Source organism: Pseudomonas sp. PB120, assembly GCF_009761815.1.
Classification (GTDB): domain Bacteria; phylum Pseudomonadota; class Gammaproteobacteria; order Pseudomonadales; family Pseudomonadaceae; genus Aquipseudomonas.
Map to the genome: position 1 here is coordinate 24,823 of NZ_RWIN01000077.1, position 13,532 is coordinate 38,354.

The window sequence follows — 13,532 nt, forward strand, 5'->3', positions numbered from 1 at the left end:
AGGAGGCTTGCATAACTAAACGACCAGGCTTGCAAACATAGACTCGGGCTTTTCGCAAAAGTTCTCCCCCTCCAAGCAAGTTTCCTGCGGGCTCTGATTTGGCACGCACGAAAAGCGCAGCTCGGCATGACCCGGCTGCGCGAATAATCTTGTCATCGGATTCGAAGGCAAGGATCCAACTGCAGATCCTCACTGAAGCCGACACTGTCCTTCTTTTCAGGCACCGTCTATTGATCTTGGGCCTTTGGCAAAAGTTCCAAATATTTATAGCCGGGCTGTGCCGACATTGTGCAACCGTGAATAGAAAAAGACTGTTAAATCGACGATACAGTCGCCTTGTCGTCGAACCGCCCGAAAAAGCATCCGACGAAGCGTCGGGTATTTTCCGTCACAGTAGTTTCACAATGCCATATGTGCCCGGCTATTGTGCCGCTCCCCCCCTCTATATACTAGTGGGCTGTGTGGCTGCCTGACGTGCCAATCACGGTGTCTTGCGCCAACCCCGACCCGGGTCGCTTTGAGCGGAATCCTGAAATGAGCCAACAGTTTCAACATGATGTTCTGGTCATTGGCAGCGGCGCTGCCGGTTTAAGTCTTGCGCTGACCTTGCCCGATCATTTGCGCATCGCCGTACTAAGCAAAGGCGACCTCGCCAATGGCTCGACTTTTTGGGCCCAGGGCGGCGTCGCGGCGGTTCTGGATGATACCGACACCGTTGAATCCCACGTCGACGACACCCTCAATGCCGGCGGTGGCCTGTGTCACGAAGACGCCGTGCGCTTTACCGTCGAGCACAGCAAAGAGGCAATTCAATGGCTGATCGACCAAGGCGTGCCGTTTACGCGCGATGAACAGTCCGGCACCGAAGATGGCGGGTTCGAATTCCACCTGACCCGAGAAGGCGGCCACAGTCATCGACGTATCATCCATGCCGCCGATGCCACCGGCGCAGCGATTTTCAGAACACTGCTCGCCCAGGCCAAGCAAAGGCCGAACATCGAACTACTGGAACAACGCGTCGCCGTCGACCTGATCACCGAAAAACGCCTGGGTCTGGAAGGCGACCGCTGCCTGGGGGCGTATGTGCTCAACCGCGGCACCGGGGAAGTCGACACCTACGCGGCGCGTTTTGTGATTCTCGCGTCCGGCGGTGCCGCCAAGGTCTATCTCTATACCAGTAACCCCGACGGCGCTTGCGGTGATGGCATCGCCATGGCCTGGCGTTCGGGTTGCCGGGTGGCGAACCTGGAATTCAACCAGTTCCACCCCACCTGCCTGTATCACCCGCAAGCCAAGAGTTTCCTGATCACCGAAGCCCTGCGGGGCGAAGGCGCGCACCTCAAGCTGCCCAACGGCGAGCGTTTCATGCAGCGCTTCGACCCGCGCGCCGAACTGGCGCCACGGGACATCGTCGCCCGAGCCATCGACCATGAAATGAAGCGCCTGGGTGTCGACTGCGTCTACCTGGACATCAGCCACAAGCCGGAAACGTTCATCAAGACGCACTTCCCGACGGTCTATGAGCGTTGCCTCGAATTCTCCATCGACATCACCAAGCAGCCGATCCCGGTGGTTCCGGCCGCGCACTACACCTGCGGCGGCGTGATGGTCGATCAGAACGGCCGCACGGACGTTCCCGGGCTGTACGCCATTGGCGAAACCAGCTTCACCGGCCTGCACGGCGCCAATCGCATGGCCAGCAACTCGTTGCTCGAGTGCTTCGTCTATGCGCGATCAGCGGCGGCGGACATTCTTGAACAGCTGCCACAGATTTCGATCCCCGTCGCCCTGCCCGTGTGGGATGCCAGCCAGGTCACCGACTCCGACGAAGACGTGATCATTGCGCACAACTGGGATGAACTGCGGCGCTTCATGTGGGACTACGTCGGCATCGTGCGCACCAACAAGCGCTTGCAACGGGCGCAGCACCGCGTGCGGCTGCTGCTCGACGAAATCGACGAGTTCTACAGCAACTATAAGGTCAGCCGGGACTTGATCGAGCTGCGTAACCTGGCCCAGGTGGCTGAACTGATGATCCAGTCCGCCATGGAGCGCAAGGAAAGTCGCGGCCTGCATTACACCCTCGACTACCCGAACCTGCTGCCGGTCGCCCTCGACACTATTCTGGTGCCGCCCACCTACGTCGACTGAACTTGAGCCGAACCCGCAGGCGTCGGTGCACATCCGCCGCCTGCGCATCCTTGGGCACACAGACCGCCCTGACCCGCCGCTCGCCGCGCAAACGAAAGCGCAACACCACGACCAACGGCAGCGCCAGGCTGTCCCGTCGTAGCTGCACGGCCTGCCAACCCGCCGCCTGACTCCACAACTGCCAGCCATCGGCATCCCGGCGCAAGCCGCGAAAAGCGTGTGGGTGTGTCAGTAAAATCTGCCGCGGCAATGCCCAGACGCCATGTGCCATGCACAAAGCAACGCCAAGCAGACAGGCCCAAAGCGGTAGAGAAAGAAGAAACAGCGTACCCAGCGCGAACAGCTGGGCCAGAAGATACGCCGCCAGCAACTGCCGAGAGGCATGCCAGCGGCATTCGAACGTATTACTTGGGCTGGACACGATCCAGGATCATGCGAACCATGCGCTGGAGTTCCGGATCTTCGGACTCGGCACGTTCCATGAACCAGCCGAACATGTCCTGATCTTCGCACTCGAGCAGTTTGCGGTAGCAATCGCGGTCGACATCATTGAGATGCGGGTAGACCTCTTTTACGAACGGCACCAGCAACACGTCAAGCTCAAGCATGCCGCGACGGCTGTGCCAGTAGAGGCGATTCAGTTCAACATCTTCGACCATGGAGCGCTCCTCAAATAGGCGGCAAGTATACAGCCCTGAACGGAGCCGAACACTCGGCTTTGGTCGGGCAACACCGAACCTTTGTAAACTACCCATTTCGAGAGCGCCCCCTTATGATGTCTCTCAGTCTCTTTACCCTGCGATGACCCATGGCCGATTCTGCTTTTTTCTGCACGCTGTCTCACGAAGGTGTTCTTGCTGTCCGCGGCGCGGATGCGAGCAAATTCCTGCAAGGCCAATTGACCTGCAACCTCAATTACCTGAGCGACACCCAGGCCAGCCTCGGCGCCCGCTGCACGCAGAAAGGCCGGATGCAGTCGAGCTTCCGAATCCTGCTGGAAGGCGACGGTGTTCTGTTGGCCATGGCCACCGAGCTTCTGGAGCCGCAACTGGCGGACCTTAAAAAATACGCAGTGTTTTCCAAATCCAAACTGACCGATGAAAGCGCCCAGTGGGTGCGCTTCGGCGTCGAGCATGGCGATGCAGCACTGAGCAGTCTTGGCCTTGAACTGCCGACAGAAACGGACAGTGTTGCGCGAAATGACGGCCTGATTGCCATCCGCGTGTCACCGCAACGTGCTGAACTCTGGGTCGCGGCCGATCAGGCCGATGTCATCAAGGGCAAGCTGTCGGCGCTGTTGGCCGAAGGCGATCTGAATCAATGGCTGCTGGGCCAGATCCGCGCAGGGATTGGCCAGGTCATGCCGAGCACGCGCGAGCTGTTCATCCCGCAGATGCTCAATCTTCAAGCCGTCGGTGGGGTCAGCTTCAAAAAAGGCTGCTACACCGGACAGGAAATCGTTGCGCGCATGCAGTACCTGGGCAAACTCAAGCGCCGTTTGTATCGCCTGACGCTGGATGCCAGCGAGCTGCCTGAGCCAGGCACGCCGCTGTTTTCCCCGACCCATGGCAGTTCCATCGGTGAAGTGGTGCTGGCCGCGAACGCCGGGCAACAAATTGAACTCCTGGCCGTGCTGCAGGCCGAAGCAGCAGAAGGGGGCGATGTCCATTTGGGCACTCTCGAGGGCCCGGCCCTGCACCTCCTCGACCTGCCTTACGAATTGGATCGCGACCGCGAAATCCAGCGTTAACCGCAGCACTTGTCGCAATACCTAGAGAAATGAAATGAGCGAGCTGGCGGATAAGGTCCAACAGGATTTGGTTGAGGCCATCGATAACGATGACCTGGTTCTGCCAACGTTGCCGGAAGTGGCCCTGCAAATTCGCAAGGCCGCTGAAGACCCGGAAGTCAGTGTCAGCGCCTTGAGCAAAGTGATCGGCCGCGATACCGCATTGACGGCGCGCCTGATCAAGGTGGTGAACAGCCCGCTGTTGCGCGCCACCCAGGAAGTCACGGACCTGCACACCGCGATCACGCGCCTGGGCGTCAATTACAGCAGCAACCTGGCCATCGGCCTGGTGATGGAACAGATTTTCAATGCGCGCTCCGAAGTCGTGGAACAGAAGATGCGCGAGGTCTGGCGCAAAAGCCTGGAAATCGCCGGGGTCAGTTATGCGTTGTGCCGCAAATTCACCCAACTCAAGCCTGATCAGGCCGCTCTCGGTGGACTGGTGCATCAGATCGGCGTGTTGCCGATCCTGACGTATGCCGAAGATCACTATGAACTGCTGTCCGACCCGGTCAGCCTTAACCATGTGATCGACCGCATTCACCCGTTGCTCGGCGACAAGCTGCTCAGGGTCTGGGATTTTCCGGAAATGCTGGTGCAGTTGCCAGGGTCGTATCTGGACTTCAAACGCCAGTCCGAGCAGGTCGATTATGTGGACCTGGTCCAGGTGGCCACCTTGTACTGCCACAAGGGCACCGAACATCCCCTCGCCCGTATCGATGCGTTCAATGTTCCCGCGTTTAAAAAGCTGGGGATTGACCCGGATAACGAGGCGGCGTGCAAGGATCTGGAAGAATCACGCTCGATGTTTTATTAACCTGTGGCGCGGGGCGGCCCCAAAACCATTCACCGCATTTTTTCCGGCAAGCCACGATTGCCATGTTTACGACTGCTGCGCAGCCGAGCGGGAGCAAGCTTCCTCGCCACAGGTGGGCATGCAAACTACCCGGCAATAAAACTCACCCGAACCTTAAGCCCCGCCTGCTCGCCATCGTGCAGGCTGATCTGCGCCAAATGCGCGCGGCAGATTTCACCGACAATCGCCAGGCCCAAACCTGAGCCGGCCACTTGCTGGTTGCGGCGATAAAAGCGCTCGAACACCCGATCACGTTCTTCGAGAGGAATCCCCGGCCCATCATCCTCGACCTCCAACACGGCCGGCGCCATGACCCGCAGGATCACGTTGCCACCCGAAGGTGTGTGCGCCAGCGCGTTATCCACCAGATTGCTCAACAACTCATTCAATAACGTCGGCTCTCCGCGCAGCCATACCGGCTCATCCGCTTCCAGCGCCAGCGCCACACCCCGCGCATGGGCCAGTGGCGCCATCGCCATGCCCAATTCACGCGCCAGCTGACTCAGGTCCAGCAACTGCGCACCGCCCTCGGCGATGGCTCGCGCGCCGTTCTCGACCCGCGCCAGGGACAGCAACTGATTGGCCAGATGGGTCAACCGGTCAGTCCCTTGGGCGGCACCTTCCAGTGTGCCGCGCCAGGTGTCGGGATCGCTGGAGCGCAGACCCAGTTCGAGTCGCGCCTTGAGCGCTGCCAGCGGCGTGCGCAGTTCGTGAGCCGCATCGGCAATAAATTGCGCCTGACGTTCGAACTGGACGCGCAGCCGCTCGGTAAAGTGATTGAGTGCCCGCACCAACGGCCACAATTCCCGCTGCACTTCTACCAACGGCAATGGCCGCAAATCGTCGGACTGGCGCTCTTCCACTGCTGTGCGCAAACGCTCCAGTGGCCTCAGTGCCGCGCTGACCGCGAACCACACCATCATCAGCGCACCGACCGCCAACATGCCCAGGCGCAACAATGTGTCCGCCGCCAGGCTGCGGGCCATGCTGACCCGCGCTTCATCGGTTTCCGCCACGCGGATTTCCGCCATGCCGTTCATGTTCGGCTCGCTCACGGGTTTGAGCAGGCTGACCACGCGCACATTCTGCCCTTGATAGGTCGCGTTGTAGAAACGCGCCAACGCCGGATAGTCGTCGGTGCGCGGCGTACCCGGTGGCGGTGGCGGCAGGTTTTCGTAACCGGAAATCAGTTTCTGATTGATGTCGTTGACCAGGTAAAAAATCCGCCCGGCGCTGTCGTAGGCGAAGGTATCGAGGGCCACGTACGGCACGTCGGCGCTGAGGCTGCCATCGCGTTGGGACACGCCCGCGGCGATGGTTCGCGCCGAGGCCAGCAAGGTCCGGTCATAGGCGGTATCGGCGGCTTCGCGACCATTCCAGTAGGCGCTCAATCCACTCGCCAGCATCAACACCACCAGCAACAGCGCCAGGTTCCACAGCAACCGCCAGCGCAGGCTGCTGGGCTTATGCATCGCGGCTTTCCAGCAAGTAACCGAGCCCTCGGAAGGTCACGATGGCGACCGGTTGGCCGTCGAGCTTTTTGCGCAAACGATGGACGTAGATTTCGATCGCATCCGGGCTGGCCTCCTCGTCCAGGCCGAACACCTGTGAAGCCAGTTGCTCCTTGCTCATCACCCGACCAGGGCGCGCGATCAAGGCTTCGAGCACCGCTTGCTCGCGGGAGGTCAGGGTCAGCAATTCGTCGCCGAGGGTGAAGCGCCGCGTGTCCAGGTCGTAAGCCAGCACACCGCAAGTCTGCTGACGCTCACCGCCGAGCACACTGCGACGCAGCAAGGCTTTGACCCGGGCTTCCAGTTCGGTCAGTTCGAACGGCTTGGCCAGGTAATCGTCGGCGCCGAGGTTCAGGCCGTGGACCCGGTCCTTGACGTCGCTGCGCGCGGTCAGCATCAACACCGGCAGGTTCTTGCCCCGCGCCCGCAAACGCGCGAGCACTTCGAAACCATCCATGCGCGGCAGGCCGACGTCGAGAATCGCCATGGCGTATTCCTCGCTGCTCAAGGCCAGGTCGGCGGCCACGCCATCGTGCAGCACATCCACGGTCAGCCCGGTGCTCTTGAGCGCCTGGGCGACACTGTCGGCGAGCTGCAGATGGTCTTCGACGAGCAGGACACGCATGGATTTTTACCTCGTTCAGGGATGGTCGACGCCATTCTTTGGCGCGGAGTTTACAGCCGCATCGGCCGCTGTGAAGCCCGAAAACCGTGAAACTCCGCTGAAAGGTTAGTGAAAGGTTGGACGGTTAGAGTCGGCCCATGGAGGGTTTCGCCTGCAAGCCATCCAGCCGTGCTTTGAAATGTAGCTCCCGAAAAATGCCTTGATGCGTTTTCGCCAATAAGAACAATAACGAGGTACTTCACCATGCCGTCCATACCGCTTCAGGCTTATCCGCCCCACTCCTTTCATCGATCCCGATGGTTGACGCCGGCCCACGCCATTGTCGGCTGCATAGCGCGAAATCGTCGCACCTGAAACATCCCCAAAAACAAAAACTCCTGTGGAGACAACAATGAATCGATCACTGCGCCGTTTCGCCCTTGCCGCCAGCTGCGTGCTGTTTGCCGGCCCCCTGATGGCTGAGCCCAAGCGTCCGGAATGCATCGCGCCGGCTTCGCCGGGCGGCGGTTTCGACCTGACCTGCAAACTGGCGCAAAGCGCGCTGATGAACGAAAAGCTGTTGAGCAAACCGATGCGCGTGACCTACATGCCCGGCGGTGTCGGCGCCGTGGCCTACAACGCGGTGGTCGCCCAGCGCCCCGCCGATGCCGGCACGCTGGTGGCGTGGTCCAGCGGTTCGCTGCTGAACCTGGCTCAGGGCAAGTTCGGGCGTTTTGATGAAACCAACGTCCGTTGGCTGGCAGCGGTTGGCACCAGCTACGGCGCCATCGCGGTGAAAAGCGATTCGCCCTACAAGAACCTCGACGATCTCGTTAAGGCGCTGAAGAAAGATCCGAGCAAAGTGGTGATCGGCTCCGGCGGCACCGTCGGCAGCCAGGACTGGATGCAAACCGCCCTGATCGCCAAGGCCGCCGGGATCAACCCGCGAGACCTGCGTTACGTTGCCCTCGAAGGCGGCGGTGAAATCGCCACCGCCCTGCTCGGCGGCCACATCCAGGTCGGCAGCACCGACATCTCCGACTCCATGCCGCACATCCAGAGCGGCGACATGCGCCTGCTGGCGGTGTTTGCCGAGAAGCGCCTGGACGAACCGGAAATGAAAGACATCCCGACCGCCAAAGAGCAAGGCTACGACATCGTCTGGCCAGTGGTTCGCGGTTTCTATCTCGGGCCAAAAGTCAGCGATGAAGATTACGCCTGGTGGAAAGACTCCTTTGACAAACTGCTGGCTTCTGATGACTTCGCCAAGTTGCGCGATCAGCGTGAGCTCTTCCCGTTCGCCATGACCGGCCCAGAGCTGGACACCTACGTGAAGAAGCAGGTCGCGGACTACAAAGTGCTGGCCAAAGAGTTCGGCCTGATCCAGTGATCGCCTCTGTCTAGCGGCTGCGGCCCCGCACTCCGGGGTCGTGGCACAGGAGTTCCCCATGCTCGTACAACGCATTTTCGCATCGGTGCTGCTGCTGGCCTGTGTCAGCCTGGTGCTGATGGCCTGGCCTTACCAGGCACCTTTTTCCTACGAACCGATCGGCCCTCGCGCCTTCCCGTTGCTGATGCTGGGGCTGATGGGGCTGGGCCTGATCTACATGGTGTTTCGCCCGTCACCGCTCAAACACACCGAAGAAGACCCGCCGCTGGACCGTGAAACCCTGCACAAGATCGGTCGCTGCGTGGTACTGCTGCTGGTGTTCGCCGGCCTGTTCGAACCGTTGGGCTTTATTCTCAGCAGCATCCTGATCGGCATTCCGATGGCGCGCCTGTACGGCGGACGCTGGTTGCCAAGCGCAGTGATCATCAGCCTGATGAGCATCGGTCTGTACCTGCTGTTCGACAAAGTGATGGACGTGCCGCTGCCTCTGGGTCTGCTCGACGTTCTGGAGAACTGAAATGGATACGCTTGGTTACTTGAGTCACGGCTTCGGCGTCGCATTGACCCCTTACAACCTGGTCACCGCCCTCAGCGGCACATTGATCGGTACCGTCGTCGGCCTGCTGCCCGGCCTCGGGCCGATCAATGGCGTGGCGCTGCTGATCCCGATTGCGTTCGCCCTCGGGCTGCCACCGGAGTCGGCGCTGATCCTGCTGGCCGCGGTTTATCTGGGTTGCGAGTACGGCGGCCGGATCAGTTCGATCCTGCTGAACATTCCGGGCGAAGCGTCCACCGTCATGACCACCCTCGATGGCTACCCGATGGCCCGCCAAGGCATGGCCGGCGTCGCGCTTTCGCTGTCGGCGTGGAGTTCGTTCATCGGTGCATTCATCGCCACCTGCGGCATGGTGGTGTTCGCGCCGATCCTGGCGAAATGGGCGATTGCCTTCGGTCCGGCGGAGTACTTCGTGCTGATGGTGTTCGCGATTGTCTGTCTCGGCGGGATGGCCGGTGATCGACCGTTGAAGACCTTTATTGCGGCGTTGATCGGCCTTTTCCTGTCGACCGTCGGCATCGACGCCAACAGCGGTGTCTACCGCTTCACCGGCGACAACATCCACCTCACCGACGGCATTCAGTTCGTGGTGTTGGTGCTGGGCCTGTTCTCCATCAGCGAAATATTGTTGCTGCTGGAGAAAACCCACCGTGGCCAGGAAGCGTTCAAGGCCACCGGCCGCATGATGTTCAACTTCAAGGAAGCCGCTTCGGTGTTCTGGGTAAACATGCGTTGCGGAGTGCTGGGTTTCATCATGGGCGTTCTGCCCGGCGCCGGTGCAACGCTCGCCAGCGCCGTTGCCTACATGACCGAGAAACGAATCGCCGGCCCCAGTGGCAAATTCGGACAGGGCGACAAACGTGGCCTGGCCGCGCCGGAAACCGCCATCGGGGCTGAAGCCTGCGGCGCGCTGGTGCCGATGCTGACCCTCGGCGTACCCGGTTCGGGAACGACCGCCGTCATGATTGGCGCCTTGTCGCTCTACAACATCACACCGGGCCCGCTGTTGTTCCAGCAGCAACCCGACATCGTCTGGGGCCTGATTGCGTCGTTGTTCATTGCCAACATCATGCTGGTGATCCTCAACATCCCGATGATCCGCATCTTCACCCGCATCCTCGCCGTCCCGAACTGGGCGCTGGTGCCGATGATCGCGATCATTACCGCCATCGGCGTGTACGCGGTGCATGCCACCACGTTCGACCTGTTCCTGATGATCGGCATCGGCATCTTTGGCTACATCCTGCGCAAGCTCGACTTCCCGTTGTCGCCGGTGTTGCTGGGCTTCATCCTCGGCGGCTTGATGGAGCAGAACTTGCGTCGGGCGCTGTCGATCTCCAACGGCTCGCTGGAGATCCTCTGGTCCAGCGGGATCACGCTCGGTGTCTGGGCGTTGATCGTAGTGATGTTGCTGGTGCCGATCGTGCGGATCTGGCGCAAACGTTCAGTCTCTCGTCGCGCGGTTGCCGATGTCTGATCGAGCACCTCTCAACGCCTGGTGGGGTACGCCGCTGGTCGGCGCGCTGGGCGGTTACCTCGCCAGTCAGATTGGCTGGCCGCTGCCGTGGATGGTCGGCTCGTTGCTGGCGATCATCCTCGTGCGCTGCCTGACACCCTGGCAACTGGCGGAAATCCCCGGCGGCCGCAAGTGCGGCCAATGGGTGGTCGGCATCGGTATCGGCCTGCACTTCACCCCGGTGGTGATGGAGCAGGTGCTGAGTCACTTTGGCCTGATCTTCTTCGGGGCCTTGGTCACCAGCCTGTCCGCGGTGGTCGGGGTCTGGTTGATGCGGCGTACCGGTGAGGATCGCGCCACCGCGTTCTTTTCCAGCATGCCAGGCGGTTCCGGGGAGATGGTCAACCTCGGCGCGCGCAATGGCGCGGTGCTCAGCCGTGTGGCGGCGGGGCAAAGCCTTCGGGTGCTGGTGGTGGTGCTATGTGTGCCGGCGGCGTTCAAGTATTTGTTGGGTGACGGCGCGCCGGTGGTGCATGCGAGCGCTGTGGACTGGCGCTGGCTGGCCCTTCTGTTTCCCGCAGGCGCGTTGGCGGCCTGGGCCTGGGAGCGTCTGCGTCAACCGAATCCGTGGCTGTTCGGGCCGCTGCTGGTGAGTGCGGCGGTGAGCATCAGTTGGGATCTGCACATTGGCTTGCCCCACGGCGGCAGCCAGATTGGCCAATGGCTGATCGGCAGCGGCCTGGGCTGTCACTTCAATCGGCAGTTTTTCCGTCGCGCCCCGTCGTTCATGGGCCGGACTTTGATCGGCACGGTGTTGACCATGCTGATTGCCACGGCAGCGGCACTGGGCTTGAGTGCCCTCACCCATCTGGATCTGCGCTCACTGACCTTGGGCATGATGCCCGGCGGCATTGCCGAAATGAGCCTGACGGCGGAGACCCTGCAATTGTCGGTGCCGCTGGTGACAGCAATGCAGGTGATGCGGCTGTTGTTTGTGTTGTTTCTGGCGGAGCCGTTGTTCAAGTATTGGAACCGGGTGCCGGAGCAGCCCTGACACCCACCCCGTGGCGAGGGAGCTTGCTCCCGCTCGGCTGCGAAGCAGTCGTAACCCGGAGTTTAGGGTGTATCAGAAGGAATCAGATTGCAGATATTGGGGCTGCTTCGCAGCCCAGCGGGAGCAAGCTCCCTCGCCACAAAAGCCTCTGAAGTCTACACATCAAACCGGCGGCAACCGCCACTCGATCGGCGTCTCGCCATTCTGTTCAAGAAACTTGTTGGTCCGGCCGAAGTGCCCGCACCCAAGAAAGCCACGATACGCCGATAGCGGTGACGGATGCACCGAGGTCAGCACCAGGTGCTTGGTCGCATCGATCAGCTTCTGCTTGCTCTGGGCATGGGCGCCCCAGAGCATGAACACCAGATGCGGTTGCTGTTGACTGACCACTTCAATGATCCGGTCGGTAAAAAACTGCCAGCCCTTGTCCTTGTGCGCGTTGGCGTTGGCCCGCTCCACGGTCATGGTGGTGTTGAGCATCAATACGCCCTGATCGGCCCAGCTCTGCAGATAGCCGTGATTGGGGATGTCGATGTTCAGGTCGCGCTTCAATTCTTTGTAGATGTTCACCAGCGACGGCGGCGCCGGCACGCCCGGTTGCACCGAGAAGCACAAGCCATGGGCCTGGCCCGGGCCGTGATACGGGTCCTGACCGAGGATGACGACCTTGACCTTGTCCAGTGGCGTCGAGTTGAGTGCGTTGAAAATCAACGGGCCCGGTGGATAAATCTCCTTGCCGGCCGCGCGCTCCTGTTGCAGGAAGTTGCGCAACTCTGCCATGTAGGGCTGGTCGAACTCAGCACGCAGTGCCTCCTTCCAGCTTGGTTCGAGTTTGATACGGTCGTCGTCAGTCATGGTTACATCCGGCAAAAACAATGGGGCGAACCCTAAGAAGGCGCATCACGCTTGTCAATTGATCTGACGCGGATCCGGCACTTTCCACCATAGCGATCATACTGAACGTTCAAATTCCCGATCGAGGTCATGATGAATCTGCACTTCGAAGAACTCACCGGCACCGACGGCGCTCGTATCGGCGTCGCCAGCCTGGATGCTGAAAAATCCCTGAATGCCCTGTCCTTGCCAATGATCAACGCCCTGCGCGATCAATTGGACGCCTGGGCCAAGAATCCGCAAATCGTCTGCGTATTATTGCGCGGCAAGGGTGCCAAGGCGTTTTGCGCCGGCGGCGAAGTGCGCAGCCTGGTGGAAGCGTGTCGCGCGCACCCGGGCGAAGTACCGCCCTTGGCCGCGCATTTCTTTGCGGCGGAATATCGCCTGGACTTCAATCTGCACACCTACCCGAAACCGCTGATCTGTTGGGGTCATGGTTACGTTCTGGGTGGCGGCATGGGCCTGTTGCAAGGCGCGAGCATTCGGATTGTCACGCCGAGCAGCCGCTTGGCGATGCCGGAAATCAGCATCGGTTTATACCCGGACGTCGGGGCCAGTTGGTTCCTGTCGCGGCTGCCCGGCAAGCTTGGGTTGTTTCTCGGCCTGACCGGCGCACACATGAACGGGCGCGATGCAATTGATCTGGACCTCGCCGACCGCTTCCTGCTCGATGAACAACAGGAGGAGCTGATTGAAGGTTTGCTGCAGTTGAACTGGCAGGAACAGACGCCGATGCAGCTCAACAGCCTGTTCAAGGCCTTGCAGCAAGAAGCGATCGCGCAGATGCCCGAGGCCCAATGGTTGCCACGGCGCCAGCAGATCGATGAGCTGCTGGATGTCAGCGATGTGCGTTGCGCCTGGAAGGCCATCAGCCATTTGCGCGACAGCACGGACCTTCTATTGAGCCGCGCCGCGAAAAGCCTGAGCGAAGGTTCACCGCTGACCGCTCATCTGGTGTGGGAGCAGATCATCCGCGCCCGCCACATGTCGCTGGCTCAGGTTTTCCAGATGGAATACACGATGAGTCTCAATTGCTGTCGGCATCCGGAATTCAGTGAAGGGGTTCGGGCGCGGTTGATCGACAAGGATCAGAAACCGCACTGGCATTGGCCGGACATTAATAACGTGCCGGATGCGGTGGTTGAGGCGCATTTTCACAAGGTTTGGGAGGGTCGGCATCCGCTGGCCGACCTTTCCGAGTACTGAAAAAACTGTAGGAGCGAGCTTGCTCGTGATGGTGGGTCAACAACATTGATGTTGACTGACACACC

The 13,532-nt window shown here is 60.7% G+C and carries 13 protein-coding genes; 8 read left to right on the forward strand and 5 right to left on the reverse strand.

All coding sequences use genetic code 11. The features are described from left to right. Positions 1-534 precede the first annotated feature (534 nt). On the forward strand, positions 535-2,151 hold the full coding sequence (nadB, locus tag EJA72_RS14540; protein WP_157712124.1) for an L-aspartate oxidase: 1,617 nt from the start codon (positions 535-537) through the stop codon (positions 2,149-2,151). Here nadB and EJA72_RS14545 read toward each other — a convergent pair. Together EJA72_RS14545 and EJA72_RS14550 are read right to left on the reverse strand one after the other, a co-directional pair. Next, the gene (locus EJA72_RS14545; protein WP_178129371.1) at positions 2,120-2,572 is read right to left on the reverse strand and encodes a protein YgfX; all 453 of its coding nucleotides are present in this window, start codon (positions 2,570-2,572) and stop codon (positions 2,120-2,122) included. The genes nadB and EJA72_RS14545 overlap by 32 nt on opposite strands. Then, positions 2,556-2,810, reverse strand: coding sequence for a succinate dehydrogenase assembly factor 2 (locus EJA72_RS14550; RefSeq protein ID WP_007944081.1), 255 nt, complete (start codon positions 2,808-2,810; stop codon positions 2,556-2,558). The genes EJA72_RS14545 and EJA72_RS14550 overlap by 17 nt, the downstream gene beginning before the upstream one ends. A 149-nt stretch (positions 2,811-2,959) precedes the next feature. On the opposite strand from EJA72_RS14550, the gene EJA72_RS14555 reads away from it, so the two are divergent. Both EJA72_RS14555 and EJA72_RS14560 read left to right on the forward strand, forming a co-directional pair. Then, on the forward strand, positions 2,960-3,901 hold the full coding sequence (locus tag EJA72_RS14555) for a folate-binding protein YgfZ (RefSeq protein WP_157712125.1): 942 nt from the start codon (positions 2,960-2,962) through the stop codon (positions 3,899-3,901). A gap of 34 nt (positions 3,902-3,935) precedes the next feature. Next, on the forward strand, positions 3,936-4,757 hold the full coding sequence (locus EJA72_RS14560) for an HDOD domain-containing protein (RefSeq protein ID WP_157712126.1): 822 nt from the start codon (positions 3,936-3,938) through the stop codon (positions 4,755-4,757). Positions 4,758-4,882: 125 nt separating this feature from the next. On the opposite strand, the gene EJA72_RS14565 is transcribed toward EJA72_RS14560, so the two are convergent. Both EJA72_RS14565 and EJA72_RS14570 read right to left on the reverse strand, forming a co-directional pair. Further along, positions 4,883-6,268, reverse strand: coding sequence for a sensor histidine kinase (locus EJA72_RS14565; protein WP_157712127.1), 1,386 nt, complete (start codon positions 6,266-6,268; stop codon positions 4,883-4,885). Next, positions 6,261-6,932, reverse strand: a complete 672-nt coding sequence (locus tag EJA72_RS14570; protein ID WP_157712128.1) for a response regulator — start codon at positions 6,930-6,932, stop codon at positions 6,261-6,263. Before EJA72_RS14570 ends, EJA72_RS14565 begins: the two co-directional genes overlap by 8 nt. Positions 6,933-7,323: 391 nt before the next feature. Here EJA72_RS14570 and EJA72_RS14575 point away from each other — a divergent pair, with 391 nt between their 5' ends. Genes EJA72_RS14575 through EJA72_RS14590 form a run of 4 tightly spaced genes read left to right on the forward strand, consistent with a single transcriptional unit; the run spans position 7,324 to position 11,367 of the window. Continuing rightward, the gene (locus EJA72_RS14575; RefSeq protein ID WP_157712129.1) at positions 7,324-8,301 is read left to right on the forward strand and encodes a tripartite tricarboxylate transporter substrate binding protein; all 978 of its coding nucleotides are present in this window, start codon (positions 7,324-7,326) and stop codon (positions 8,299-8,301) included. A gap of 58 nt (positions 8,302-8,359) precedes the next feature. After that, the gene (locus EJA72_RS14580; RefSeq protein ID WP_157712130.1) at positions 8,360-8,818 is read left to right on the forward strand and encodes a tripartite tricarboxylate transporter TctB family protein; all 459 of its coding nucleotides are present in this window, start codon (positions 8,360-8,362) and stop codon (positions 8,816-8,818) included. Position 8,819: 1 nt separating this feature from the next. Further along, positions 8,820-10,334, forward strand: a complete 1,515-nt coding sequence (locus EJA72_RS14585) for a tripartite tricarboxylate transporter permease (protein WP_157712131.1) — start codon at positions 8,820-8,822, stop codon at positions 10,332-10,334. Then, positions 10,327-11,367, forward strand: coding sequence for an AbrB family transcriptional regulator (locus tag EJA72_RS14590; protein ID WP_157712132.1), 1,041 nt, complete (start codon positions 10,327-10,329; stop codon positions 11,365-11,367). The genes EJA72_RS14585 and EJA72_RS14590 overlap by 8 nt, the downstream gene beginning before the upstream one ends. 162 nt (positions 11,368-11,529) lie before the next feature. On the opposite strand, the gene ung is transcribed toward EJA72_RS14590, so the two are convergent. Further along, positions 11,530-12,222, reverse strand: a complete 693-nt coding sequence (ung, locus tag EJA72_RS14595; RefSeq protein WP_157712133.1) for a uracil-DNA glycosylase — start codon at positions 12,220-12,222, stop codon at positions 11,530-11,532. A 132-nt stretch (positions 12,223-12,354) separates the two neighbouring features. On the opposite strand from ung, the gene EJA72_RS14600 reads away from it, so the two are divergent. Continuing rightward, positions 12,355-13,467 carry an enoyl-CoA hydratase/isomerase family protein gene (locus EJA72_RS14600; RefSeq protein WP_157712175.1) on the forward strand — a complete coding sequence of 371 codons (1,113 nt, stop codon included), beginning with the start codon at positions 12,355-12,357 and terminating at the stop codon, positions 13,465-13,467. The last annotated feature ends 65 nt before the right edge of the window (positions 13,468-13,532 follow it).

Bases quoted from the DNA above. Each gene is read 5' to 3' on its own strand.
- nadB (WP_157712124.1), top strand. From the start codon at position 535: ATGAGCCAACAGTTTCAACATGATGTTCTGGTCATTGGCAGCGGCGCT.
- EJA72_RS14550 (WP_007944081.1), bottom strand. From the start codon at position 2,810: ATGGTCGAAGATGTTGAACTGAATCGCCTCTACTGGCACAGCCGTCGC.
- EJA72_RS14555 (WP_157712125.1), top strand. From the start codon at position 2,960: ATGGCCGATTCTGCTTTTTTCTGCACGCTGTCTCACGAAGGTGTTCTT.
- EJA72_RS14560 (WP_157712126.1), top strand. From the start codon at position 3,936: ATGAGCGAGCTGGCGGATAAGGTCCAACAGGATTTGGTTGAGGCCATC.
- EJA72_RS14565 (WP_157712127.1), bottom strand. From the start codon at position 6,268: ATGCATAAGCCCAGCAGCCTGCGCTGGCGGTTGCTGTGGAACCTGGCG.
- EJA72_RS14570 (WP_157712128.1), bottom strand. From the start codon at position 6,932: ATGCGTGTCCTGCTCGTCGAAGACCATCTGCAGCTCGCCGACAGTGTC.
- EJA72_RS14575 (WP_157712129.1), top strand. From the start codon at position 7,324: ATGAATCGATCACTGCGCCGTTTCGCCCTTGCCGCCAGCTGCGTGCTG.
- EJA72_RS14580 (WP_157712130.1), top strand. From the start codon at position 8,360: ATGCTCGTACAACGCATTTTCGCATCGGTGCTGCTGCTGGCCTGTGTC.
- EJA72_RS14585 (WP_157712131.1), top strand. From the start codon at position 8,820: ATGGATACGCTTGGTTACTTGAGTCACGGCTTCGGCGTCGCATTGACC.
- EJA72_RS14590 (WP_157712132.1), top strand. From the start codon at position 10,327: ATGTCTGATCGAGCACCTCTCAACGCCTGGTGGGGTACGCCGCTGGTC.
- ung (WP_157712133.1), bottom strand. From the start codon at position 12,222: ATGACTGACGACGACCGTATCAAACTCGAACCAAGCTGGAAGGAGGCA.
- EJA72_RS14600 (WP_157712175.1), top strand. From the start codon at position 12,355: ATGAATCTGCACTTCGAAGAACTCACCGGCACCGACGGCGCTCGTATC.